Source organism: Dellaglioa sp. CoH-57-MRSF-18 (assembly GCF_056781995.1).
In genome coordinates this window covers 311,950-334,814 of sequence record NZ_JBXAXX010000001.1, presented here as the reverse complement: position 1 = coordinate 334,814, position 22,865 = coordinate 311,950, and the positions used below count along the sequence as shown (strand labels likewise).

Here is a 22,865-nt window from a genome sequence, read left to right as displayed (position 1 = left end):
TGATTTACTTCCTTGCTTTTATACCAAATATAGCTGAAACAATTAAAACTAAAATTATCGCACCAATGATAGAAGGGATAATTGCCATTCCTGCCAAGCTAGGTCCCCAATGACCAAGGACACTTTGACCAAGAGCTGACCCAACTAGTCCAGCGATGATGTTACTTATCCATCCCATCGACTCACCGCGATTAGTAATCGCCCCTGCAACAGCACCAATAATAGCACCTACAATTAATGACCAAATCATAATATGTTCCTCCTTTGTTTATATTAAATAGTTATTTATTATATTAACTATTCGTTATATGTAATATACCATTATTTGAAATCGCTTGCAAATGAAACGATTTTATTACGCTCAATCTATGAAACTTAATGAATCTCTTTCCCAGGTACTTAAACTTATATACACCAAAAAATAAAGATAAATAACTATCTTTGTTTTCCTCGTTGCTTAATTAATCACATAAAGTTAAACAAAATAAGATCTATGAATATCTGAGTGAATAAGATGAACTGATAGGTACTATACTCACAAGATAAGCCTATTATTTATCTAACTTCGGCTAATAAAAAGAAATAAAAAAAACTCGCACTGCTTATTGTAAGCAGTGCGAGAACCCAATGAAATTACTATTTCTTTTTACGTTTGTCCATAACTTCATCTATTTTTTCTGCAACATCATCTTTGACATCTTCTAATTTATCTTTCGCTTTACCAAGGAAACCTTCCGCTTTACCTTTAACTTCTTCTTGCTTGTCTCCTGTCAATTTACCTTTAGTTTCTGTTACTTTACCCTTAATTTGATCTTTCTTTGCATCTAATCTATCTTCATTTGTCATCATGTTTCCTCCTCATAATATATTTGTCTACATACCGATAGTAACATCCAAAGAAAGCGTATGCAACATATTCGACTTATCAAATATATAAGTTATATAAATTTTTAAGCTCTAATTAATTAAGGTTATTTATCTACTTAGTTATTGATTAAATAAAAAAAAATCAAAGTATTAACTTTGACTTTTCTCACATTACTATCAACCTATTACTTATTTATGCCCAAACATCATCTAAAACATTTGTTTGATCACGATCGGGTCCAACTGAGAATGTTGAAATTTTAACATCAACGATTTCTTCAATACGTCTAATATAATTTCTAGCATTTTCAGGTAATTCTGCAAGAGTTTTCATTTGAGTAATATCTTCAGTCCAACCAGGTAATGTTTCATATACTGGTTTACATTGAGATAATTCTTTAAAACTAGCTGGATAACGATGAATAATTTCACCATTTAATTCGTATGCTGTACAAATTTTAACTTCTTTTAATCCAGTTAAAACATCAATACTGTTTAAACATAAGTTAGTCAATCCTGAAACACGTTTGGAATGATTCATAACAACACTATCAAACCAGCCAATACGACGTGGACGTTTTGTTGTTACACCATATTCATGTCCAACTTCACGGATAGTATCACCGATTTCATCTAATAGTTCAGTTGGAAAAGGACCATCCCCTACACGTGATGTATAGGCTTTGCAGACACCAACAACTGTATTTATTTGAGCAGGTCCAACACCAACACCGACTGTTGCGCCACCTGCAATTGGATTTGAAGAAGTTACAAATGGGTACGTTCCATGATCAATATCTAACATAACACCTTGTGCACCTTCAAATAAGACTTTCTTACCAGAATCTAGTGCATCATTAATAATAACTGACGTGTCCATTACGTATCGTTTCAAACGTTGGCCATAGGCAAAATATTCTTCAAAAATATCATCAAATTCAAGTGGTTCATGATCATATAATTTTGTAAATTCACGATTTTTTTGTTCTAAATTATTTTTTAATTTTGCTGAGAAAGTTTCTTTTTCCATTAAATCAGCAATTCTAATACCAATTCTAGCAGCTTTATCCATATAAGCTGGTCCAATACCTTTATTAGTCGTCCCAATCTTATCTTCTTTTTTAGCAGCTTCTTGTAAGCCATCAAGTAGAATATGGTATGGCAAAATAACATGAGCGCGGTCAGAAATACGTAAATTATCTCCTTTAACGCCGAGTTTTTGTAGATAATCAAGTTCTTCACATAAAGCTTTAGGATTCACAACAACCCCATTACCAATGATACTTAATTTATCTTGAAAGAAAATACCTGATGGAATCAAATGTAATTTGTAAGTGTTGCCTTCAAATACAATTGTGTGTCCGGCGTTATCGCCACCTTGATACCGTGCAATAACATCGGCATTTTGACTTAAGAAATCTGTAATTTTACCTTTTCCTTCATCGCCCCATTGGCTACCTACTACAACTACTGATGACATATTTTCATCCACCTCATAATTTATATTTTAAATTCATAAATACAATCCTAGAATATTATAGCAATAAAGCAGTTCAAATACAACTAAAATACGAACGTTTGTATTTTATATAAACATTTATCAACTATATAACGAACGTTTCTCTTTTTATTCAAAAAAAATATCCCACTAAGGAATATTTTCTAGCCTTCTGGTCTATAGGCAAGTGACGAGAATTTATTATATGATTTAACAAATAATAATTTAACTGTACCTCGTTCGCCACCACGGTTTTTTTCAATAATAACTTCAACTTCACCAACATTTTGGTCATCTTCATCCCTTGGATCAGGTAGATTCCCGTCTTCATCTTCATCAGTATCGCGTTCATAATAATCATCTCGATACAAAAATGCAACAATATCTGCATCTTGTTCAATAGAACCAGATTCACGAATATCTGATAACACTGGTCGTTTATCTTGGCGTTGTTCAACACCACGGGATAATTGAGACAATGCAATAACTGGAACACTTAATTCTTTCGCTAATTTCTTCATTTGACGAGAAATTTCTGAGACTTCTTGTTGTCGACTTTCGCGTCCTGAACCTTCAATCAACTGTAAATAATCAACAACGATTAACCCTAGTCCACCTTTTTCCTTCGCTAATCGACGGCATTTTGCCCGAATTTCAGCCATCTTTGACCCAGCAGTGTCATCAATAAAGATATTAGCCTTTGATAATGAATTCATTGCCACAATCAAATTTGACCATTCTGATTCGTCTAATTGTCCCGTTCGTAAGTGATTCGCATTAATACTACCTTCAGCACATAACATACGACTAACTAATGATTCTGCTGACATTTCTAAACTAAAAATAGCGACAGTTTCATCAGTTTTAGTTGCTACGTTTTGAGCAATATTCAACGCAAAAGCTGTTTTACCAACAGCCGGACGAGCAGCTAAAATGATTAACTCATCTGGATGTAACCCGGCAGTCATTTTATCCAACTCTGGATAACCTGTCGACAATCCAGTAATTGTATCGCCTTCTTTAGCTAACTTTTCAATATTTGTAAATGTACTTTTTAATACATCAGCGATAGCTTGAAAACCACTACTATTTCTTTTTTCAGATACGCTCATAATTTCACGTTCAGCATTATCTAAAAGCGTTGCAACATCATCATCTTGTGATAAACCCTTAGTTGCAATAGATGTCGCTGTCGCAATTAAGCGTCGAATCATTGATTTTTCTTCAACAATTTTAGCATAATACTGAACGTTCGCAGCCGTTGGTACAGAGCCAGCTAATTCAACAATATAGCTAACACCGCCAATATCATCCATTTGATTTTTAGAAGTTAAATTATCTTGAATCGTAACAATATCAATAGCTTCATCTTTATCATTCAGATCCACCATAGCCGCAAATATCAATTGATGGCGACGTTGATAGAAGTCTTCGGGCTCCAAGTATTCCATTGCCTCAACAAGAGCATCACTCTTTAAAAAGACAGCGCCCAAAACGGCTTGTTCCGCTTCAATATTCTGTGGTGGCGTTTGGTCTGTTAATAGTTCATTATTCATTTTATCGTGTTCTCCTTACTTCTAAAATCAAGAAAAAAGCTGGACAAAATCAAATTTTGCCAGCTTTTCAAATAAATACTACTTTAGTTATTAGCCGAAACATGAACACGAATCATTGCTGTTACATCAACATGTAACTTAACAGGTACATTCGTGAATCCTAAGGCACGAATTGGTTCTGGTAGTTCAACTTTACGTTTGTCGATTTTAATTCCGTATTGTTTTTCCATAGCTTGTACAATTTGCTTGCTAGGAATTGAGCCAAATAAACGGCCATCTTCGCCCGCTTTAGCTGTTAATTCAACAACTGTCTTATCATCTTCTAAAACGATTTTTTCATCTTTAGCTTCTTTTAAAATTTCTTCAGCTTTTTTTTCTTCAGCTTTTTGTTGTCCCTTTAAAGAACTCATTGCTGAATTTGTAGCTAATTTTGCTTTACCATTTTTAATTAAAAAATTTTGAGCATAGCCGCTTGGTACTTCTTTAATTTCTCCACGTTTACCTTTTCCGCGAACATCTTCTAAAAATATAACTTTCATAATCAACTACTCCTTAATTTCATCTTTTTTTGTCGTTAAAATATTAACTAATTGTTCTGCAGCTTCACTTACACTCACACCAGTTAACTGAGTCGCAGCATTTGATAAGTGACCGCCGCCGCCCATTTGTTCCATAACAACTTGAACATTAGTCGTCCCTGTACTTCTAGCAGAGATACTAACACGATTTTCTGATCGTTTTGTGACAACAAATGACGCTGATACACTTGAAATAGATAATAATGAATCTGCTGCCTGTGCTGCTGTAACTGGGTCATAAATCGTATCATCTTCACCCACACATAATGCTAAATCAGTATTAATGAACTCTACTTTATCAATTAAATGATTACGCTTCAAGTAACTATCAACATTTTCTTTCATAAAGTTTTGAACCATTGTTGAATCAGCCCCAACGGACCTTAAATAACTGGCTGCATCAAATGTTCGTGTACCCGTCCTTAATGAAAACGACTTCGTATCAATAATAATTCCCGTTAACATCGCAGTTGCTTCAATTTTATTAATTGGTTCACTATCTTTTGATTGATATTCAAACATTTCAGTAATCAGTTCACAGGTTGATGATGCATAAGGTTCAATATAAACTAACATTGGATTTTCAGGGAATTCTTCTCCACGACGATGATGATCAATAACCATCAGACGATTTTTAAGTTTTTCATACAATTCAGGACTACCAGAAATAGAGGGTTTAGAATGATCAACCATCACCAGTAAACTCTGTTCTGTTGCTTTTTCTACTGCTTCTTCAGGTGTAATAATATTATATTTGATATCAGGATATTGATCTAACTCTTCCATCAATCGTTGTACATCTGAATGAATAGCGGTTTGATCTAAAACAATCCAACATTTCATATTATTCATCAAAGCGATTCGTCTAATGCCCAAACAAGCTCCTACAGAGTCCATATCTGGGCTCTGATGTCCCATAACGAAGACTTGGTCCATTGGTTTCATTATTTCTTGTAACGCTTGAGAAATCATTCTAGCACGAACCCGAGTCCGTTTTTCCATCGGATTAGTTTTACCACCATAAAATCTTGCTTGCTCTTCAGGTGATTTAACGACAACTTGATCCCCACCTCGACCTAAAGCAAGATCTAAATTGCTTTGAGCTAATTTTGCAAGTGAATTCAAATCGCCATCGCCATAGGCAATTCCCATGCTCAATGTGAGCGGAAAGTTTTGTTTGGATGTCCGATCGCGAATTCGATCTAAAATTTTAAATTTTTCTTCTTCAATTTGTTGTAAAGAATGGGCATGAACTAAAATAAAAAATCGATCTGAATCCGTTCTTTTTAAATACATCCCATAACGACGCGCCCAATTAGATAACTCATTTGTGACAAAGTTACTTAAATTAGAAACATTCTTATCTGACATAGATTGCGTTACTTCATCATAATTATCTAAGAACACTTGACCGATAACAACGCGCTCTGCTTCAAATTCTTTTTCAATTGATGAATAACGCGTAATATCCATCAGGTAAGCAACATGAATATCATTTTGTATGATCATTTCAAAATCTTTTTCATGCCATGTTACTTTCACCAAGCCTTTAGTCTCAGCGTTATCTGTAATAATCGTCGATAACGATTCATCGACGCTCTCTATTTTCTTACCTAAAATATCATTTTTTTCAAAATAAGGTTGTAAGTATGGATTAACCCACTCAATCTCATTTTGTTCGTTAAAAATCAAAATACCAATTGGCATTTTGATAAGCGCTTCTTGTTCACTACGTTTAATACGATATGATAATTCCGATATATATTCATTAGTATTTGCCGTAATTTGGGACATAATATACATACTTGCGCTGGTAGCACCCAACGCAATAATTAACAATATAAGTCCTAAAAATAAATTAACTGTAAAAGACAGAACAACACTAAATAAAGACATAATTACGATAAAAATCGCAATCCATCTTAAGCGTTCATTCTTCAAAAAACTGGGAAGTTTCTCGTTTGAAAGGAACTTTTTCATAGTATCTCCTCATCTGTAAATCCTAGATGTTATCTATTTTATCACATTCCCCATTTACCTGCACAAATCTTGCTGATAGTACAAAAAAAGGGAAGACTATTTGCATAGTCTTCCCTAGATATTACTATTCTTCTGAAACGAATGGTAATAAGCCCATAATACGTGAGCGTTTAATTGCAATTGTTAAACTGCGTTGGTTTTTAGCGCTTGTTCCCGTAACACGACGAGGTAAAATCTTACCACGTTCTGAAATGAAACGTTTTAACAAGTCTGTATCTTTATAATCGATATAATCGATGTGGTTAGCTGCGATGAAGTCAACTTTACGTCGACGACGTGCGCCACCGCCACCACCTCTACGTTGTTGTTGTTGTGCCATGTGAGTTTCCTCCTCTAATTAGAATGGTAGGTCGTCATCAGAAATATCAATTTGTTGGCCATTATTTGCAAATGGATCAACTGTTGCTGAATCATTAGATTGCGTTGTGTTTGAATTATTATTCGAACTTGCGCCACCAAATGGGTTAGCATTGTTATTTGATGATGAACTTGATTGAGGAGCGCTGCTTTGATTATTAGCGTTACCTTGTTGTTGGCTTGATTGAGATTTTGATTCAAGCAACGAAAAGTTTTCTACGACAACTTCAGTAACATACACGCGAGTTCCTTGTTGATTATCATATGAACGCGTTTGAATTCGTCCATCGACACCAATTAAAGAACCTTTATGCGTAAAGTTAGCGAAGTTCTCGGCTGCTTTTCGCCAGATAACACAGTTAATAAAATCGGCTTCACGTTCGCCAGAAGCGTTCGTGAATTGTCGATTAACTGCAACTGTAAAAGTTGCAACTGCAGCACCACTAGCTGTGTAGCGTAAATCAGGGTCTCTTGTTAAACGTCCGACAAGTACTGTTCTATTAATCATAATGTATTGCTCCTCTCCGTTATTTTATTAAAATGAATTATTTTTCATCTCTGTTAATGATCATATGACGCAAGATTCCTTCATTAATCTTTGAAAGACGATCAAATTCGTTAATTGCGATATCGTCATCGGCTGTAGCATTAATGATATGGTAGATACCTTCATTATAACCGCTGATTTCGTATGCAAGACGACGTTTTGACCAGTCTTTTGAAGTAACGATTTCTGCACCATTACTTGTTAAAATACCATCGAAACGTTCGATCAAAGCTGCTTTAGCTGCTTCATCAAGATCGGTACGGATGATATAAGTAATTTCATATTTACTCATGACTGTTTACACCTCCTTATGGACTTTAGGTCCTTACCTCGTGGCAAGAACAAGGAAAGTTATCTATTTAATGCCATAGACACTTACGAACTAAAATTATATCACTGCCATTCACTTAAAGCAAGAAAATCCTAATTAACTACACACTTATTAAGTACGCCGTTAATTAGGATTTTATTTTATTTTTTTAATTTAGTTTATTCTAAGTCATTTGTTTCACTTTCAACGTCTGATACAACTGCATCTAAAATAGTAGTTGTTTCTTCAGGAGTAGCTTCAACTTTTGCCATTGTTGCAACTTTAGCATTCTCATCAATTCGAATTAAATGAACTCCTAAAGTAGCACGGCCCGTTTTTGACACGTTCTTCACATTAAAGCGAATCATAACACCTTGATCCGTAATTAACATGATATCTTCATCACCTTGAACGGTTGCTAACCCAGCAATTGGTCCATTCTTTTCAGAAATGTTAGCTGTCTTAATTCCTTTTCCACCACGGCCTTTAATTGCATAAGCCGAAGCGGGTGTTTGCTTACCGTATCCTTTTTCAGAAATGATAAATACGTGACTATCAGCAGCTAATAAATCAGCTCCTACAACGTAATCATCTTCTCTTAACCGAATACCACGAACACCAGAAGCAGAACGACCCATTGAACGAACATCATTTTCAGCAAATGATACTGCGTAACCTCGATGCGTTCCAATAATCATATTCTGCGTGCCATCTGTGATAGCAACGTTAATTAATTCATCTTCATCATGCAATTTAATCGCTTTTAAACCATTATTTCGTATGTTAGAAAATTCTGACACCGGTGTTCTCTTAACTGTTCCGTTAAGCGTCGTAAAGAAAAGATAACGTTCATCATTTTCTTGCTTGCTTACGTTGATAACAGCTTGGATTTTCTCACCAGAATTAACCCCTAAAAGATTAATGACAGGAATTCCTTTAGCTGTGCGTCCATATTCAGGAATTTCATACCCCTTCATACGGTACACTTTACCAGCATTCGTGAAGAATAGTAGGGTATCATGCGTTGATGTCGACACAAGATGTTCAATAAAGTCATCATCATGAACACCCATACCTTGAACGCCACGGCCACCACGGTTTTGTGCTTTGAATTCATCAGTTGCAAGACGTTTTACATAACCGTTATGCGTTAATGTAATCATAACTTCTTCTTCTTCAATCAAATCTTCATCTTCAAGATTCAATACTTCGCCAATTAATAATTCAGTACGACGTTCATCACCAAATTTAGCTTGTAAATCTAACAATTCTTGATAAATAATATCATGAATACGTGAGTCATGAGCCAAAATATCTTCAAAATCAGCGATTGATGCCATTAAATTTTGATATTCTTCTTCAATTTTTTCACGTTCTAAACCAGTTAAACGAACTAATCGCATATCTAAAATAGCTTGAGCTTGTTTATCTGATAAACCATAATTACCCATCAATTGATTTTTAGCAAGTTCACCCGTATTTGAGCTACGGATAATTCTAATAATTTCATCAATATGATCGAGTGCAATTCTTAAACCTTCAAGGATATGTGCGCGAGCACGTGCCTTTTTCAATTCAAATTGCGTACGACGACGGATAACTTTTTCTTGATGTTCAAGGTAATAAACAAGCATTTCCTTTAAACTTAGAACTTTTGGAATACCATTAACGATTGCTAGCATATTAAAACTGAAAGATGTTTGTAATAACGTTAATTTATAAAGGTTATTCAACACAACTGAAGCACTCATATCACGACGAATATCGATCACAATTCGTAATCCTTCACGATCAGACTCATCATTAATATCAGTGATACCTTCAATTTTTTTATCACGAGCTAAATCAGCAATACGTTCAATTAAACGTGCTTTATTAACCATGTAAGGAAGTTCATCAACGATAATACGTTCTTTACCATTCTTTTGTTCTTCAATTTCAACTTTTGAACGAATTGTTATTGTTCCCTTACCTGTTTCGTAAGCTTTACGAATACCAGATTTACCTAGAACAGTAGCCCCAGTTGGAAAATCAGGACCAGGGATAGCCTCCATCAAATCAGCCACAGTTGCATCAGGATTATCCATCAAAATATGTAATCCAGAAATAACTTCTGACAAATTATGTGGCGGAATATTCGTTGTCATACCAACGGCAATACCTGTTGCACCATTAACTAATAAGTTAGGAAAACGCGCAGGTAAAACAACTGGTTCATGTTCACTGCCATCGTAATTATCCATGAAATCAATGGTATCTTTATTGATATCACGCATCATTTCAACAGCTATTTTACTCATTCTAGCTTCAGTATAACGCATAGCAGCAGCGCCATCACCATCGACAGAACCAAAGTTACCATGCCCATCAACTAACATGTAACGGTAACTAAAGTCTTGGGCCATACGAACCATCGCTTCATAAATCGATGAATCACCATGAGGATGGTACTTACCCATAACATCCCCAACAATTCTAGCTGATTTTTTGTATGGTTTATCAGGCGTAATCCCTAATTCACTCATCCCGTATAAAATACGACGATGGACAGGTTTCAACCCATCTCGAACATCAGGAAGTGCACGAGCAACAATAACGCTCATAGCATAATCCAAGAATGATTTTTTCATTTCTCCGGAAAGATTAACATCTTTTATCCGGCTTGTAGCTGGTAATTCTTCTGCCAAAATTTTCAACCTCCTTTACGACTAAGTTTTTAAATATCTAAGTTTTCTACGTAAGTGGCATTTTTTTCAATAAATTCACGTCTAGGTTCTACACGATCACCCATTAACATATTAAAGACATCATTAGCTTCAATGGCATCGTCGACGTTAACACGTAATAAACGACGAGCATCTGGATCCATAGTTGTTTCCCACAATTGAGAAGCATCCATTTCTCCAAGACCTTTATATCGTTGAATAACGGGTTTTGGTGTTGGTGCCAATTGCCCTTGAATTTCTTCTAATTCTTCTTCAGTATCGACATAACGAATCATCTTACCTTGTCTAATTTGATATAAAGGTGGTTGCGCAATATACACGAATCCTGCTTCAACAAGTGGACGCATGTAACGATAGAACAGTGTTAATAATAACGTTCTAATATGGGCACCATCGACATCAGCATCAGTCATAATAATTAATTTATGATAATTAGCTTTTTCAACATTAAATTCGCCACCAAAACCTGTTCCCATAGCTGTAAATAATGAACGAATTTCTTCATTGGCTAAAATTTTATCTAAACTTGCTTTTTCAACATTCAAAATCTTACCACGAATCGGTAAGATAGCTTGTGTTAACCGTGAACGACCCTGTTTAGCTGAACCGCCGGCTGAATCACCTTCGACGATAAATAATTCACTAATTGCAGGATCTTTACTTGTATTATCAGCTAACTTACCGGGTAAGTTACTGATTTCAAGCCCACTTTTTTTACGTGTTACTTCACGAGCATGTTTAGCAGCTACTCGAGCTCTAGCAGCTAATAAGCCTTTTTCTACAATAATTTTAGCTTCTTTAGGATTTTCCATTAAAAACTTAGTAAAATGTTCAGAGAAAGTACGATCAGTAACCGTACGCGCATCTGAATTACCTAATTTTGTTTTTGTTTGACCTTCAAATTGAGGATCTGGATGTTTAATACTGACAACAGCCGTCAATCCTTCACGAACATCTTCACCAGAAAGATTAGCATCATTTTCTTTCATAAGATTATTTTTACGAGCGTAATCATTTATAACCCGGGTTAAGGCTGTCTTAAAACCAGATTCATGAGTACCACCCTCATAAGTATGAATATTATTTGTGAAAGTTAATAAATTACTATGATAATCATCTGTATATTGGAGGGCAACTTCAACAATAATCCCTTTTTGTTCACCTTCAACATAGATAGGTTCTGGGAAAATAACATCTTTATTTTTATTTAAGTATTCAACATAATGCTTAATACCACCGGCATAATGGAATTCTTGTAATCCGGGTCCACCATCACGTTTATCATCAATCGTAATTTTAAGGCCTTTATTCAAGAATGCTAATTCACGAATTCGCGTTGTTAATACTTTAATATCATAGACAGTTGTTTCCGTAAAAATATCAGAATCCGGTACAAAATGAACAATCGTTGCATGTTCATTTTCAGGTGCTTCACCTACAACTGACATCTCTGTTTTAACTTTACCGCGAGCAAAGTCCATACCGTAGACTTTACCTTCACGAATAACCTGAACATCTAGCTCAGTTGATAATGCATTAACAACTGAAGCACCAACTCCATGAAGTCCACCAGAAACTTTATAACCACCACCGCCAAATTTACCCCCAGCATGTAAAATTGTAAAAACGGTTTCAAGCGCTGGACGGCCTGTTTTTGCTTGGATATCAACAGGGATACCACGTCCATTATCACGAACTGTTATACTGTTGTCTTTTTCGACAACAACATTAATTTCATCGGCAAAACCAGCCAATGCTTCATCGATACCATTATCAATAATTTCCCAAACTAAGTGATGAAGACCTTGTGAAGCCGTTGTTCCAATATACATACCGGGACGTTTTCTAACAGCTTCAAGTCCTTCTAAAACTTGAATTTGGCTCGCATCATATTCTTTTGCTTTTTCTTCATGTAATTCTTCTGCTATTTCAGCTTGTTTCTCTTGATCAGTCAACTATATGTTCCTCCTCTTCGAGTAAGTTACCTTGATTAATATGAAAAATCTTAGGTTCATTAATTAACGATCTAGCAATACCACTTAAGTTTGGTGTTGTTAAAAATGTTTGAACCTTATTTTGAATCGTCTTCAAAAGATGTGTTTGACGCATATCATCCAATTCAGAAAGAACATCATCCAAAAGAAGGACTGGATATTCCCCAGTTTCCTCTTTCATTAACTCAATTTCGGCTAATTTGACTGATAATGCTGTTGTTCTTTGTTGTCCTTGAGATCCATATGTTTGAACGTTTTTGCCGTTAATTAAAAAACGCACATCATCACGATGTGGCCCAGCTAAGGTTGTCCCTTGAAATATTTCTTTTTTTATTGATTTTTTTAAATCATTTTGTAATTGCGTATACAACTGTTCAATCGTTTTTTCTGACGCGTTTTCCAAATGAGTGGCATACTCAAATGTTAACGTTTCAGCGGACTGTGTAATCTCTTCTTGTAATTGGTTAGCCCAGAATTCAAGTTGTTTAAGAAATATTAAGCGTTGATGTACAATTTCTGCGCCAAAAGCAGCTAATTGATCAGATAATACATCTAAAAAAACTAAATCTTGGTCTTTTTTATGCTGTAACTGTTTTAGATATTGATTACGCTGTTTCAAAATAGTTCGGTATTGACCTAAATTATATAAATAACGTGCATTAATTTGGCCAAATTCCATATCAACAAATCTTCTTCTTACTGATGGGGCACCCTTTACAAGGGCTAAATCCTCTGGTGCAAACAAAATCACATTGAACTGTCCAATGTACTGTGACAATTTGGCCTGTTCAAGATGATTAACTTTAGCTTTTTTACCTTTAGAATTAATTTGAATCTCGAGTGGCAATGACCCTACTTGCTTATTCACCCGACCTTGGATTATCGCAGCTGTCTTATCCCACTTAATCAACTCTTTATCATTATTCGTTCTATGACTTCGAGTCATTGATAACACATAAATTGCTTCCAATAAATTCGTTTTACCCTGAGCATTTTCACCAAGTAATATATTGATTGCTGGTGAAAATGAGATATTTAAATCTTCATAGTTACGATAATCCCTCAAGGTTAAATTTTCTAGATACATTGATAAGCCTACTTTTCGTCCATTGAATGCATCGTAATAATTGCAATACCTGGAACTTCAATAACATCGCCAGGGTATAATTTACGTCCACGTCGGTCTTCTAATTCACCATTTACAAGGACTTCATTTTCACGTAAAAACCATTTTGCTTCGCCACCAGAATTAATAATTGTTTCTGATTTCAAAACTTGTTGTAGCATCATGTAAGGTGTTTCTAAATAAATATCTGATTTCAATTGTCGTCAACCTCCATTTTCTTCCTTTTCTATTATACCTTTTTTTTCGCAAAATTACAATTTCACATCTCATTTTAAGCCGATTTAAGCGATTTAAGTTTTAATTAGTCTTTTTACTCTAAAATTACTTAAAAGGCTATATTTTTAATTAAATGACTACAATTCACTATTGCCTTATTTTTTTAGTCAAAATCAAACCATAAAATTCATTTCTCACTTTTAATATAATTTACCTAAAAAAATAGAGTAAAAACAGTTTTATTGGCTGCTTTTACTCTATTTTTATTAGTTATTCATACACGAACAATTAATTAGAATGTTCGAACTGGTGTAATTAATTGAATAAATTGCGTTGTATCTTCAGTTGGGACTAAGGTAAATGGTCGTAATGGTTGTGTAAACGCAACTTTAATTTCAGTTTGTCCAAATGATCTTAAAGCATCTTTCATATAGTCTGGATTAAATGAAATTTCAAGATCATTTCCTGATAAATTGCTAAATTCTAATGCTTCCTCAACATTACCAACATCAGGCGAGTTACTATAAATGACAACTTTTTGTTCTGCCGTATTAATCGCTAGTTTAACAACGTTATTACGGCTTTCATGTGATAGTAATGACGCACGTTCAATTGCTGATAATAATTTAGGCGCATTAAACTCAATGTCTGTAGCTGATTCTTTAGGAATTAGACGAGTTGTATCAGGATAATTTCCTTCTAATAAACGTGAATAAAATGAGGTATTTCCAAGAATAAAGAGTACTTGGTTTTCTGAAATACGCATTTCAATATCTGGATTAGAATCGTCAATCATTCGTGATAATTCTACTAAAGATTTACCAGGAATAATAACATCATATTTTGCATCGTTTGCGCCTTCCAATGTAATTTTACGTTGGCTCAAACGATGACTATCTGTTGCGACTGCTAAAAACTCACCATTTTCAATGACAAAGTGAACACCAGTTAAAATAGGGCGACTTTCTTGGTTAGAAACGGCAATAACAGTTTGGCTAATAATTTGTTTTAAGATTGATCCCGAAAAAATTAAATTATCATCAGTATCAATTTCTGGTAAGTGAGGATAGTTATTTGCATCTAACCCATTAATATTGAATGAGGCTGATCCAGAAGTAATCTCAGTTTGATAACCATCAGTCACTGTTAATGAAAAAGTATCTTGCGGTAATTTTTTAACAATTTCGCTAAAGAATCGTGCAGGTAGCACAATTTCACCAGTTGATTCAATTGTTAAGTTATTAGATTCATCTTCAACAGATAAAAAAGTTTCAATAGAAACATCTGCATCACTACCTGTTAAAAGTAAACCAGAAGCAGTTAAGACAACTTTGATACCCGTTAATATAGGAATTGTTGTTTTTGAAGAAATAGCTCTTTGAACATCTGTTAATTGTTTAATGAATGCTGATCGATTAATTGTAAATTCCATAGTAAATCCTCCGGTAAGTTTAGTTATTAATTAAGTAATAAAAGAATAGAAGCAGTAGTAGGGCCTGTTAATCATGTTAAGAAATACGTTGGGACCATGTAAATAAAAGAATTCACATGTGGATAACCTGTGAGTAAACAAGCCGCCTTATCCACAATTGCCCACAACTATTATTGGTTAAGTTCACTCTTAAGATCTGAAATTTGACGCTGAAGTTTGTCATCAGTTTCTAACATTACAGCAATTTTTTCGTGAGCATGAATAACCGTTGTATGATCCTTACCACCAAATTCAGATCCAATCTTAGGTAAGGAATTGTCGGTAAGTTCGCGACTTAAGTACATAGCAATTTGACGTGGCATAACAATTGCTTTAACACGTTTTTTTCCTTTTAAATCGCCCACAGTAACGTGGAAATATTTAGCAACCCGATCTTGAACAATAGCAATTGAAATTTCATTTGATTTATCTTTTAAACTTAAGTTTTTTAAGGCATCGGCGGCTAAACTCGTTGTTATTTCTGAGTTTGATAAGGTCGCGTACGCTTGTACTCTAACCAAAGCGCCTTCAAGTTCACGAATATTCGAATCGATTTGGCCAGCAATATAACTTAATGTATCATCTGGTATTTCAAGATTTTCAGCATCAGATTTATTTCTTAAAATAGCAATTCTAGTTTCTAAATCAGGAGGGGTTATATCAACTGAAAGACCCCATTTAAAGCGAGATATAAGACGTTTTTGTAATTTTGGTATTTCGTTTGGTAAACGATCAGATGATAAGACAATTTGTTTTTTATCATCATATAAAGAGTTAAATGTATGGAAAAATTCTTCTTGTGTTGATTCTTTATCGGCAAAAAATTGAATATCATCCACCAGTAAGAGATCAACACTACGATATTCTTTTCGGAAATCTTCGGGCGTATTATTTCGAAGTGAGTTAATGAAGCCGTTAGTAAATGCTTCACTTGTAACGTATTTTACTTTTGCATCAGGATTGTTTAGAAGCATTTGGTGACCAATTGCGTGCATTAAATGGGTTTTACCCAAACCAACACCACCATAGAAAAAGAGCGGGTTGTACAAGCGGCCAGGTTCTTCAGAAACAACCAAAGCAGCAGCGTGGGCCATCTGATTACCTTTTCCAGTAACGAAGGTACTAAAGGTATATCTATCGTTTAATTTGGCATCACGCATAAAGGTAGGGACATTATCGTTATTAGAGTTTGAACTATTTGATACTGCCATATTTGATTGGCCGCCCGCGGTTAATTCACCCTTTATTTTTAAAACGGGATTGATTTCTTCACCAGTTGATTCGTAAAGAAACGCAACAACTTTTGGTGCTAGATGTTGTATCCAGTAAGTTTTATGTAGCTGGGAGGGTAGCTCAATAATAAGGTCGTTATTAATAAATTGTTTTGGTTCAGCTGATGAAATCCAAGTTTCGTAACTAACAGGGTTGAGTTGCGTTTTGAAATAATCAGTCAGTGAGGACCATAAATTTTCGAGAGTAAGCACAAAAAGCCTCCTTGTTTAAATAAATCGTAACTACAGTTTAGCATTTTAAAGAAGGGTTTTCCACAGGTTTAAAAAAATGTGTAAAAAATAATAACAGGGTCATTAATAAGTTTTCCACAGGGGTGGGCATAAAAAGATAAACCAGTTTTGTTTGCCATGTTATCCACAAATGAGTGATTGAAATAAAGTATGTTATTAAAGGATTTTCATTAGTTATTAACAGTTTTTAGTTAAGGGTGTGTATAACTTATTAACAGGCTGTTTATTGTGAAAAAGTGTGTGTTCCGAGTTGTGGACGACAAGATGTGTTTCACAACTCATCCACAACTAAAAAATAAATAGCGAAAAAGTGTGGATAACTAAATTACATTGAATTCTAATAATTTTCTTTCATAGAAGAAAGAAGTATGGTATTATATTCCGGTAAGTGAAATTGACGTCACTGGTATCTTATTTTTATCAAGATACCGATTAGTTGAAACATTAAGTATTTAAGGAGGTGCCTAAATTATGAAAAGAACATACCAACCTAAAAAACGTCACCGTGAACGCGTGCATGGTTTCCGTAAACGCATGAGTACAAAAGGCGGCCGTAACGTCTTAGCACGTAGACGCCGTAAAGGTAGAAAAGTATTGTCTGCATAGACCACTGATTTCAGTGGTTTTTTTTATTACAAAGATACAGTATCTATTTAACTGGAGATATTACATGAGAAAATCATATCGCGTTAAAAAAGAAGCAGAGTTCCAAACAGTTTTTAAAAAAGGTCAATCTTGTGCGAACCGAAAGTATGTTATATATATGATGGAAAAACCAGAACAAGCTCATTTTAGAGTTGGAATTTCAGTTGGAAAACGTATTGGGAATGCTGTTGCTCGTAATTGGGTTAAACGCCGTATTCGTCAATCGTTGTTAGAATTGAAACCAGATCTTAAACAAGATTGCGATTTTTTGGTTATTGCTAGACCATCTGTTGCTTGGTTGTCGCAAGAGGAATCCAAGAAACAATTAACACATGTTTTAAAAATAGCTAAAATTTTAGACTAATAAAGTGAGCGAGGGTATTCTTGTGAAAAAGAAGAGTAAGCGATTTTTAGTCCTATTAAGTATGTTGGGGTTAATGTTAGTCCTAGCGGGATGTAGTACAACACCAATAACGGAAAATAGTACAGGAATTTGGGATGGCGGTATCATCCTCAGTTTCTCTAGGGCTATTATTTTCCTTTCAAAATTATTTGGTGGGAACTATGGTGTTGGTATTATCATCTTTACCATAATCATTAGGGTTATTTTATTACCATTAATGATTTATCAAACAAAAAGTATGCGTAAAACAGCTGAAGTTCAACCTCAATTGAAGGCACTTCAAGCTAAGCATTCTGGTAAAGATGCTGCAACTGTTCAAAAATTACGTGAAGAACAACAGAAATTATATGCAGAAGCAGGCATTAATCCTGTTGCTGGATGTTTACCATTATTAGTACAGATGCCGATTTTATTAGCTCTTTATCAAGCTATTTTGAGAACGAACGTTTTGAAGACGGGTGAATTTTTATGGTTACAGCTTGGTGATAAAGATCCGTACTTCATCTTACCAATTTTTGCTGCAATCTTAACTTACTTTGTTTCTAAGTTGGGTGTTATGTCCCAACCTGAAGCAAACTCAATGTCAACGATGATGGTTTATGGTACACCAATAATGATTCTTGTGACAGCTGTTAACTTACCATCAGCCTTGTCATTATATTGGGTTATTACCAATGCATTCTCAGTTGGACAAACATTGTTAATTAATAATCCATTTAAAATTACACGTGAACGTGAAGAAAAAGTACGTCTTGAAAAAGAAAAAGTACAGGCTATTAAAAAAGCGAAAAAGAAAGCTTATAAGGGCCGTAACAAAAAGTAATTTTTGAAAACCAAAGTCCATTTAGTGGCTTTGGTTTTTTATTTTGGATATAATTACATAAAAGGTTAACAAGAGGAGGATTAAAATTGAGAAAATTAACAAAATCTAATAATAGAATTATTGCTGGTGTTGTCGGTGGTATTGCTGAATTTTTTAACTGGGACCCAACATTAACAAGAATAGGGTACGTTCTTTTAAGTGTCCTGAGTGCAGCATTCCCTGGTATTATTGTTTACATCATATGTGCAATAGTCATGCCAAATGCATCATCAAACTATAGATAACTAAAAATGCGTAACCAGAATATATCTGGTTACGCATTTTTGTTTCACGTGAAACATTTTAGAAAGTTGCTGTATCTGGATCTTGAGCATGACCAACAACACCATCTAGAGAGTTGATTTCTGCCATGTCTTCATCAGATAATTCAAAATCAAATAAATGAGTATTTTCTTCAATTCTGTCAGCATGAACAGATTTGGGAAGTGGTAAGAATCCATTTTGTAATGACCAACGTAAGGTAACTTGTGCAACACTGCGACCAATACGATTAGCAATTTTAACCATTGTTGGTTCCGTAAAGATAGCACCAGTTCCTAATGGGCTATAAGCTTCTAATTGAATATTATGCTTGTGACAATAATCAATTGTCTCTTTGGGAGTATCACCAGGAGCTAATCTAATTTGATTAATCATTGGTGTAATTGTTTGTGTTTCTTCCAAAATTTTAAAATGACGAGGACGGAAGTTAGAAACACCAATGGCTTTAATTTTACCTTCATTATAAAGATCTTCAAATGCACGCCATGTTTCTTGAAGATGACTTTCCCAATTATCTTCACGATAAGCAGCAGGATTTGGCCAGTGAATCAAGAATAAATCAAGGTAATCAACACCTAAATCTTTTAATGTTCGTGCAAATGCTGTTTGTGTTTCATCGTACGTATGAGCTGTATTAGCTAATTTACTTGTTAAAAAGATATCTTCACGAGCAACACCGCTTTCGGCAATACCTTCTCCAACACTACTTTCATTGTGGTACATTTCAGCAGTATCTAAATGTATGTAACCAGAAGCTAATGCTGATTTTACAGATGCTTTAGCAACATCACCACTTGGTGTTTGCCAAGTACCAAAACCAACAACAGGAATTTTGACACCATTTGCTAATTCATATGTGTCTGTTAATTTATTCATAGAATTAATCCTCCGAGTTTTTATATTTAGTATTTTCATTATAGGCTGAGTCCTATAGATTTTGTCAAATGAAAGAACTTTTCAAAAAAATCGTTCTGAAAAAGGGTATAGATAAGGGGTCAATTAGTGCTATAATATAACGATGATAATTATATTTGGAGGATGAACATGCCCATATTTACTGGAAAAAATGTTGATCAAGCTGTGAGTAACGGTTTGGCTGCATTAAAGCTTGAAAAAACACAGATTGAAATTAAAATAATCAATGAAGGTAAGTCTGGATTTTTATTTTTTGGCCGCAAAAAGGCAGAAGTTGAATTAATTGAAAAAAAAATAACAGAAAAACCAGTAAGCAAGAAAATTATTGATGAAAAAAAAGATAGTGTTACATCAAAGCCTCTAACAGCAGCAGAAAAAGCTGCTAGAAGTCAACTTAATGAAAAAGCAGTTCATGATGTTGGTTATTATTTGGCCGACATTACAGAATTAATGGGTATTGATACAGAAATTAATGTTCAATTTGAGCGCCGTCAGGTAACATATGATTTTAATACGAGTAAACAAGGATTATTAATTGGTAAACACGGTAAAAGTTTAAATGCTTTGCAATATTTAGCACAAGTTAATATGAATCAAAAAGCAGTTAGCAGAATGAATGTTATTCTAGATGTTGGTGGCTACCGTAAACGTCGCGAAGAAACGATTGAGCGCCTTGCAATTAAAGTGGCCAAGGATGTTATTAGAACGGGTGAGACGGTACAATTAGACCCGATGCCTGCTAACGAACGTAAGCAAATTCATTTTTATTTAGCACGAAATAACCGAATCAAAACAACATCGATTGGAACAGAACCTAAGCGCTCAGTAATTGTAGCGCCTAAAAATAAAAAATAGTCAGTAATAGAAGGGAGTCCCCACCCATGGCTTTAAAACATGATCCAGAAAAATTAGAAGATGAACTATGTTTTGCTATTTACACAGCACAAAAAGATTACAATAAATTTTATACAGAATCACTGAAGGAATTTAGCTTAACGTATCCGCAATATATTACGTTACTTTCATTGTGGGAAACGTCACCTGTTATGGTGAAGGAACTTGGTGCGAAGTTACATCTAGATAACGGAACATTAACACCACTTTTAAAACGTATGGAAAAGGATGATTGGATTCTTCGGACTAGAGATCCTGAGGATGAACGCCGTGTGAATGTCTCATTGACTGGAAAAGCTAAAAGAAGTAAACATAGAATTATGAAACAAATGTCGAATTGTTTTACTTCATTTGATATGACTGAAGAAGAATATCTTGGTTATGTTAATGAATTAAAAGTGATTACTAATAAATTAGAAAATCGCGGTATTCGTGGTTAGTGAATTAGAATCATCAAACAGACTTGTTGACAAATGTCGGTAAAAAAAGTATATTATTGGCATTGAACTTAATATTAGATAAAGTAGTGAAGGTGCTTTATCCACGTCCTTTTAGGGCGTGGAGTGGGCCCTTTTTTTGTTTGAAAAAATTTAAAGAATATGATTAATTAACTGCTAATAGAGCACTTGAAGGGAGTATTTAAAGATATGCCAGAATTAACAGAATTTGATACAATTGCCGCTATATCAACACCACCTGGTGAAGGTGCCATTTCAATTGTTCGATTAAGTGGTGAGGATGCCGTTCAAATTGCTAATAATGTATTTAAAGGGAAAAATTTAGGTAACGTTGATAGTCATACCATTAACTACGGACATATTTTAAATCCTAAAACGGATGAAGAAGTCGATGAGGTCATGGTCTCAGTTATGTTAGCACCTAAAACATTTACACGTGAAGATGTGATTGAAATTAACTGTCATGGTGGTATTGTACCAACGAATCAAATTTTACAATTATTATTAAGTAATGGGGCACGCTTAGCTGAACCTGGTGAATTTACAAAACGAGCATTCTTAAATGGTCGAATTGATTTATCTCAAGCTGAGGCTGTTATGGATTTAATTCGTGCTAAAACAGATCGCTCAATGAAAGTTGCACTAAATCAGTTAGATGGTAATTTAGCACGTCTAATCCGCAATTTACGTAAAGATATCGTAGATGTTTTGGCATTAGTTGAAGTTAATATTGATTATCCAGAATACGATGCTGGTGAAGAAATGACGACTAAATTATTGCTTGAAAAAGCACGTGATGTTAAGCAATATGTTCAAGAATTACTACAAACAGCGCAACAAGGTAAAGTATTACGTGAAGGATTAGCTACTGCCATAATTGGTCGACCTAATGTTGGTAAATCAAGTCTTTTGAATCACTTATTACATGAAGATAAAGCCATTGTAACTGATGTTGCTGGAACAACGCGTGATGTGATTGAAGAATACGTTAACGTTATGGGTGTACCTTTGAAATTGGTAGACACTGCCGGTATTCGTGATACAGAAGATAAGGTTGAAAAAATTGGGGTTGAACGTTCGAAAGAAGCGATTGTTCAAGCTGATTTAGTCATGCTTGTTTTGAATAGCAATGAACCTTTGTCTGCTGAAGATAAGCAGCTCATTAAATTAACACAGAATGATAAACGAATTGTTATCTTAAATAAAACAGATTTACCAGAAAATCTAGATCGTAAAGAATTAGAAAGTATGGTTGATCCAACGGAAATTATTTCTATTTCTGTCTTAAATCATGAAGGTGTGAAGCAACTTGAAGAAAAAATTGCTAACTTATTCTTTGGTGGAATTGAAAATAGCCAAACAACAGTTATGATTACTAATTCTCGTCATATTGGCTTGTTAAATCAAGCTGAGACTGCTTTAGATGATGTGATCACTGGGATTGCTTCCGGTATGCCAATCGATTTAGTTCAAATTGACATGACTAGAAGTTGGGAATTACTTGGTGAAATCACTGGTGATAGCTACAAAGATGAATTACTCACAGAATTATTTAGTCAATTCTGTTTAGGTAAATAATTGTTAGTAAATAGGAGAA

At 34.5% G+C, this 22,865-nt stretch carries 23 protein-coding genes; 7 read left to right on the top strand and 16 right to left on the bottom strand.

Going from position 1 to position 22,865, the window contains the following annotated elements:
- Positions 1-4: 4 nt before the first annotated feature.
- From AC1RPG_RS01535 to dnaA, 15 genes are all read right to left on the bottom strand, one after another.
- Positions 5-250 carry a GlsB/YeaQ/YmgE family stress response membrane protein gene (locus AC1RPG_RS01535; protein ID WP_409021856.1) on the bottom strand — a complete coding sequence of 82 codons (246 nt, stop codon included), beginning with the start codon at positions 248-250 and terminating at the stop codon, positions 5-7.
- 386 nt (positions 251-636) lie between these two features.
- A complete protein-coding gene (locus AC1RPG_RS01530; RefSeq protein WP_409022828.1) occupies positions 637-846 on the bottom strand; it encodes a CsbD family protein in 210 nt (69 codons plus the stop codon).
- Between the two features lie 214 nt (positions 847-1,060).
- Positions 1,061-2,347 carry an adenylosuccinate synthase gene (locus tag AC1RPG_RS01525; protein WP_481761090.1) on the bottom strand — a complete coding sequence of 429 codons (1,287 nt, stop codon included), beginning with the start codon at positions 2,345-2,347 and terminating at the stop codon, positions 1,061-1,063.
- 182 nt (positions 2,348-2,529) lie between these two features.
- The gene (gene dnaB / locus AC1RPG_RS01520; RefSeq protein ID WP_481761089.1) at positions 2,530-3,921 is read right to left on the bottom strand and encodes a replicative DNA helicase; all 1,392 of its coding nucleotides are present in this window, start codon (positions 3,919-3,921) and stop codon (positions 2,530-2,532) included.
- An 83-nt stretch (positions 3,922-4,004) separates the two neighbouring features.
- Positions 4,005-4,460, bottom strand: a complete 456-nt coding sequence (gene rplI / locus AC1RPG_RS01515) for a 50S ribosomal protein L9 (protein ID WP_481761088.1) — start codon at positions 4,458-4,460, stop codon at positions 4,005-4,007.
- A gap of 6 nt (positions 4,461-4,466) precedes the next feature.
- Positions 4,467-6,479, bottom strand: a complete 2,013-nt coding sequence (locus tag AC1RPG_RS01510; RefSeq protein WP_481761087.1) for a DHH family phosphoesterase — start codon at positions 6,477-6,479, stop codon at positions 4,467-4,469.
- Between the two features lie 124 nt (positions 6,480-6,603).
- Positions 6,604-6,858 (bottom strand): 30S ribosomal protein S18, encoded by a 255-nt coding sequence (gene rpsR / locus AC1RPG_RS01505; protein ID WP_057974148.1) that lies wholly within the window; start codon positions 6,856-6,858, stop codon positions 6,604-6,606.
- Between the two features lie 18 nt (positions 6,859-6,876).
- Positions 6,877-7,404, bottom strand: coding sequence for a single-stranded DNA-binding protein (gene ssb / locus AC1RPG_RS01500; protein WP_409021851.1), 528 nt, complete (start codon positions 7,402-7,404; stop codon positions 6,877-6,879).
- Positions 7,405-7,441: 37 nt separating this feature from the next.
- Positions 7,442-7,735: a 30S ribosomal protein S6 gene (gene rpsF, locus AC1RPG_RS01495; protein WP_409021850.1), complete on the bottom strand. Its 294-nt coding sequence runs from the start codon at positions 7,733-7,735 to the stop codon at positions 7,442-7,444.
- A gap of 197 nt (positions 7,736-7,932) precedes the next feature.
- Positions 7,933-10,383 (bottom strand): DNA gyrase subunit A, encoded by a 2,451-nt coding sequence (gene gyrA, locus AC1RPG_RS01490; RefSeq protein ID WP_481761147.1) that lies wholly within the window; start codon positions 10,381-10,383, stop codon positions 7,933-7,935.
- Between the two features lie 86 nt (positions 10,384-10,469).
- Entirely contained in the window at positions 10,470-12,407 is a 1,938-nt protein-coding gene (gene gyrB, locus AC1RPG_RS01485) for a DNA topoisomerase (ATP-hydrolyzing) subunit B (RefSeq protein ID WP_481761146.1), read from the bottom strand.
- Positions 12,408-12,426: 19 nt separating this feature from the next.
- On the bottom strand, positions 12,427-13,560 hold the full coding sequence (gene recF, locus AC1RPG_RS01480; RefSeq protein ID WP_409021849.1) for a DNA replication/repair protein RecF: 1,134 nt from the start codon (positions 13,558-13,560) through the stop codon (positions 12,427-12,429).
- Positions 13,561-13,568: 8 nt separating this feature from the next.
- Positions 13,569-13,796 carry a S4 domain-containing protein YaaA gene (gene yaaA / locus AC1RPG_RS01475; RefSeq protein ID WP_057974154.1) on the bottom strand — a complete coding sequence of 76 codons (228 nt, stop codon included), beginning with the start codon at positions 13,794-13,796 and terminating at the stop codon, positions 13,569-13,571.
- Between the two features lie 311 nt (positions 13,797-14,107).
- Positions 14,108-15,247 (bottom strand): DNA polymerase III subunit beta, encoded by a 1,140-nt coding sequence (gene dnaN / locus AC1RPG_RS01470; protein ID WP_481761086.1) that lies wholly within the window; start codon positions 15,245-15,247, stop codon positions 14,108-14,110.
- Positions 15,248-15,417: 170 nt separating this feature from the next.
- Positions 15,418-16,770 (bottom strand): chromosomal replication initiator protein DnaA, encoded by a 1,353-nt coding sequence (dnaA, locus tag AC1RPG_RS01465; RefSeq protein ID WP_481761085.1) that lies wholly within the window; start codon positions 16,768-16,770, stop codon positions 15,418-15,420.
- Between the two features lie 510 nt (positions 16,771-17,280).
- Here dnaA and rpmH point away from each other — a divergent pair.
- From rpmH to AC1RPG_RS01445, 4 genes are all read left to right on the top strand, one after another.
- Positions 17,281-17,415 (top strand): 50S ribosomal protein L34, encoded by a 135-nt coding sequence (gene rpmH / locus AC1RPG_RS01460; protein ID WP_057974157.1) that lies wholly within the window; start codon positions 17,281-17,283, stop codon positions 17,413-17,415.
- A 64-nt stretch (positions 17,416-17,479) separates the two neighbouring features.
- The gene (gene rnpA / locus AC1RPG_RS01455; protein ID WP_409021846.1) at positions 17,480-17,818 is read left to right on the top strand and encodes a ribonuclease P protein component; all 339 of its coding nucleotides are present in this window, start codon (positions 17,480-17,482) and stop codon (positions 17,816-17,818) included.
- A gap of 22 nt (positions 17,819-17,840) precedes the next feature.
- Positions 17,841-18,680, top strand: coding sequence for a membrane protein insertase YidC (gene yidC, locus AC1RPG_RS01450; protein WP_481761084.1), 840 nt, complete (start codon positions 17,841-17,843; stop codon positions 18,678-18,680).
- An 86-nt stretch (positions 18,681-18,766) separates the two neighbouring features.
- Positions 18,767-18,964 carry a PspC domain-containing protein gene (locus AC1RPG_RS01445; protein WP_409021843.1) on the top strand — a complete coding sequence of 66 codons (198 nt, stop codon included), beginning with the start codon at positions 18,767-18,769 and terminating at the stop codon, positions 18,962-18,964.
- A gap of 58 nt (positions 18,965-19,022) precedes the next feature.
- Here the strand turns inward: AC1RPG_RS01445 and AC1RPG_RS01440 are convergent, their stop codons facing one another.
- Entirely contained in the window at positions 19,023-19,877 is an 855-nt protein-coding gene (locus AC1RPG_RS01440) for an aldo/keto reductase (RefSeq protein ID WP_481761083.1), read from the bottom strand.
- Between the two features lie 162 nt (positions 19,878-20,039).
- Between AC1RPG_RS01440 and jag the strand changes: the two genes are divergently transcribed.
- The 3 genes from jag to mnmE all read left to right on the top strand — a co-directional run bounded on the left by jag (position 20,040) and on the right by mnmE (position 22,846).
- Complete coding sequence (gene jag, locus AC1RPG_RS01435) at positions 20,040-20,771, top strand: RNA-binding cell elongation regulator Jag/EloR (protein ID WP_481762399.1); 732 nt, start codon at positions 20,040-20,042, stop codon at positions 20,769-20,771.
- A gap of 26 nt (positions 20,772-20,797) precedes the next feature.
- A complete protein-coding gene (locus AC1RPG_RS01430; protein ID WP_481761080.1) occupies positions 20,798-21,250 on the top strand; it encodes a MarR family winged helix-turn-helix transcriptional regulator in 453 nt (150 codons plus the stop codon).
- A 207-nt stretch (positions 21,251-21,457) separates the two neighbouring features.
- Positions 21,458-22,846 (top strand): tRNA uridine-5-carboxymethylaminomethyl(34) synthesis GTPase MnmE, encoded by a 1,389-nt coding sequence (gene mnmE / locus AC1RPG_RS01425; RefSeq protein ID WP_481761079.1) that lies wholly within the window; start codon positions 21,458-21,460, stop codon positions 22,844-22,846.
- The last annotated feature ends 19 nt before the right edge of the window (positions 22,847-22,865 follow it).

Coding starts and splice junctions, on each gene's coding strand:
- AC1RPG_RS01535 (WP_409021856.1), bottom strand. CDS start 250: ATGATTTGGTCATTAATTGTAGGTGCTATTATTGGTGCTGTTGCAGGG.
- AC1RPG_RS01530 (WP_409022828.1), bottom strand. CDS start 846: ATGACAAATGAAGATAGATTAGATGCAAAGAAAGATCAAATTAAGGGT.
- AC1RPG_RS01525 (WP_481761090.1), bottom strand. CDS start 2,347: ATGTCATCAGTAGTTGTAGTAGGTAGCCAATGGGGCGATGAAGGAAAA.
- dnaB (WP_481761089.1), bottom strand. CDS start 3,921: ATGAATAATGAACTATTAACAGACCAAACGCCACCACAGAATATTGAA.
- rplI (WP_481761088.1), bottom strand. CDS start 4,460: ATGAAAGTTATATTTTTAGAAGATGTTCGCGGAAAAGGTAAACGTGGA.
- AC1RPG_RS01510 (WP_481761087.1), bottom strand. CDS start 6,479: ATGAAAAAGTTCCTTTCAAACGAGAAACTTCCCAGTTTTTTGAAGAAT.
- rpsR (WP_057974148.1), bottom strand. CDS start 6,858: ATGGCACAACAACAACAACGTAGAGGTGGTGGCGGTGGCGCACGTCGT.
- ssb (WP_409021851.1), bottom strand. CDS start 7,404: ATGATTAATAGAACAGTACTTGTCGGACGTTTAACAAGAGACCCTGAT.
- rpsF (WP_409021850.1), bottom strand. CDS start 7,735: ATGAGTAAATATGAAATTACTTATATCATCCGTACCGATCTTGATGAA.
- gyrA (WP_481761147.1), bottom strand. CDS start 10,383: ATGAAAAAATCATTCTTGGATTATGCTATGAGCGTTATTGTTGCTCGT.
- recF (WP_409021849.1), bottom strand. CDS start 13,560: ATGTATCTAGAAAATTTAACCTTGAGGGATTATCGTAACTATGAAGAT.
- dnaN (WP_481761086.1), bottom strand. CDS start 15,247: ATGGAATTTACAATTAATCGATCAGCATTCATTAAACAATTAACAGAT.
- rpmH (WP_057974157.1), top strand. CDS start 17,281: ATGAAAAGAACATACCAACCTAAAAAACGTCACCGTGAACGCGTGCAT.
- rnpA (WP_409021846.1), top strand. CDS start 17,480: ATGAGAAAATCATATCGCGTTAAAAAAGAAGCAGAGTTCCAAACAGTT.
- AC1RPG_RS01440 (WP_481761083.1), bottom strand. CDS start 19,877: ATGAATAAATTAACAGACACATATGAATTAGCAAATGGTGTCAAAATT.
- jag (WP_481762399.1), top strand. CDS start 20,040: ATGAACATGCCCATATTTACTGGAAAAAATGTTGATCAAGCTGTGAGT.
- AC1RPG_RS01430 (WP_481761080.1), top strand. CDS start 20,798: ATGGCTTTAAAACATGATCCAGAAAAATTAGAAGATGAACTATGTTTT.
- mnmE (WP_481761079.1), top strand. CDS start 21,458: ATGCCAGAATTAACAGAATTTGATACAATTGCCGCTATATCAACACCA.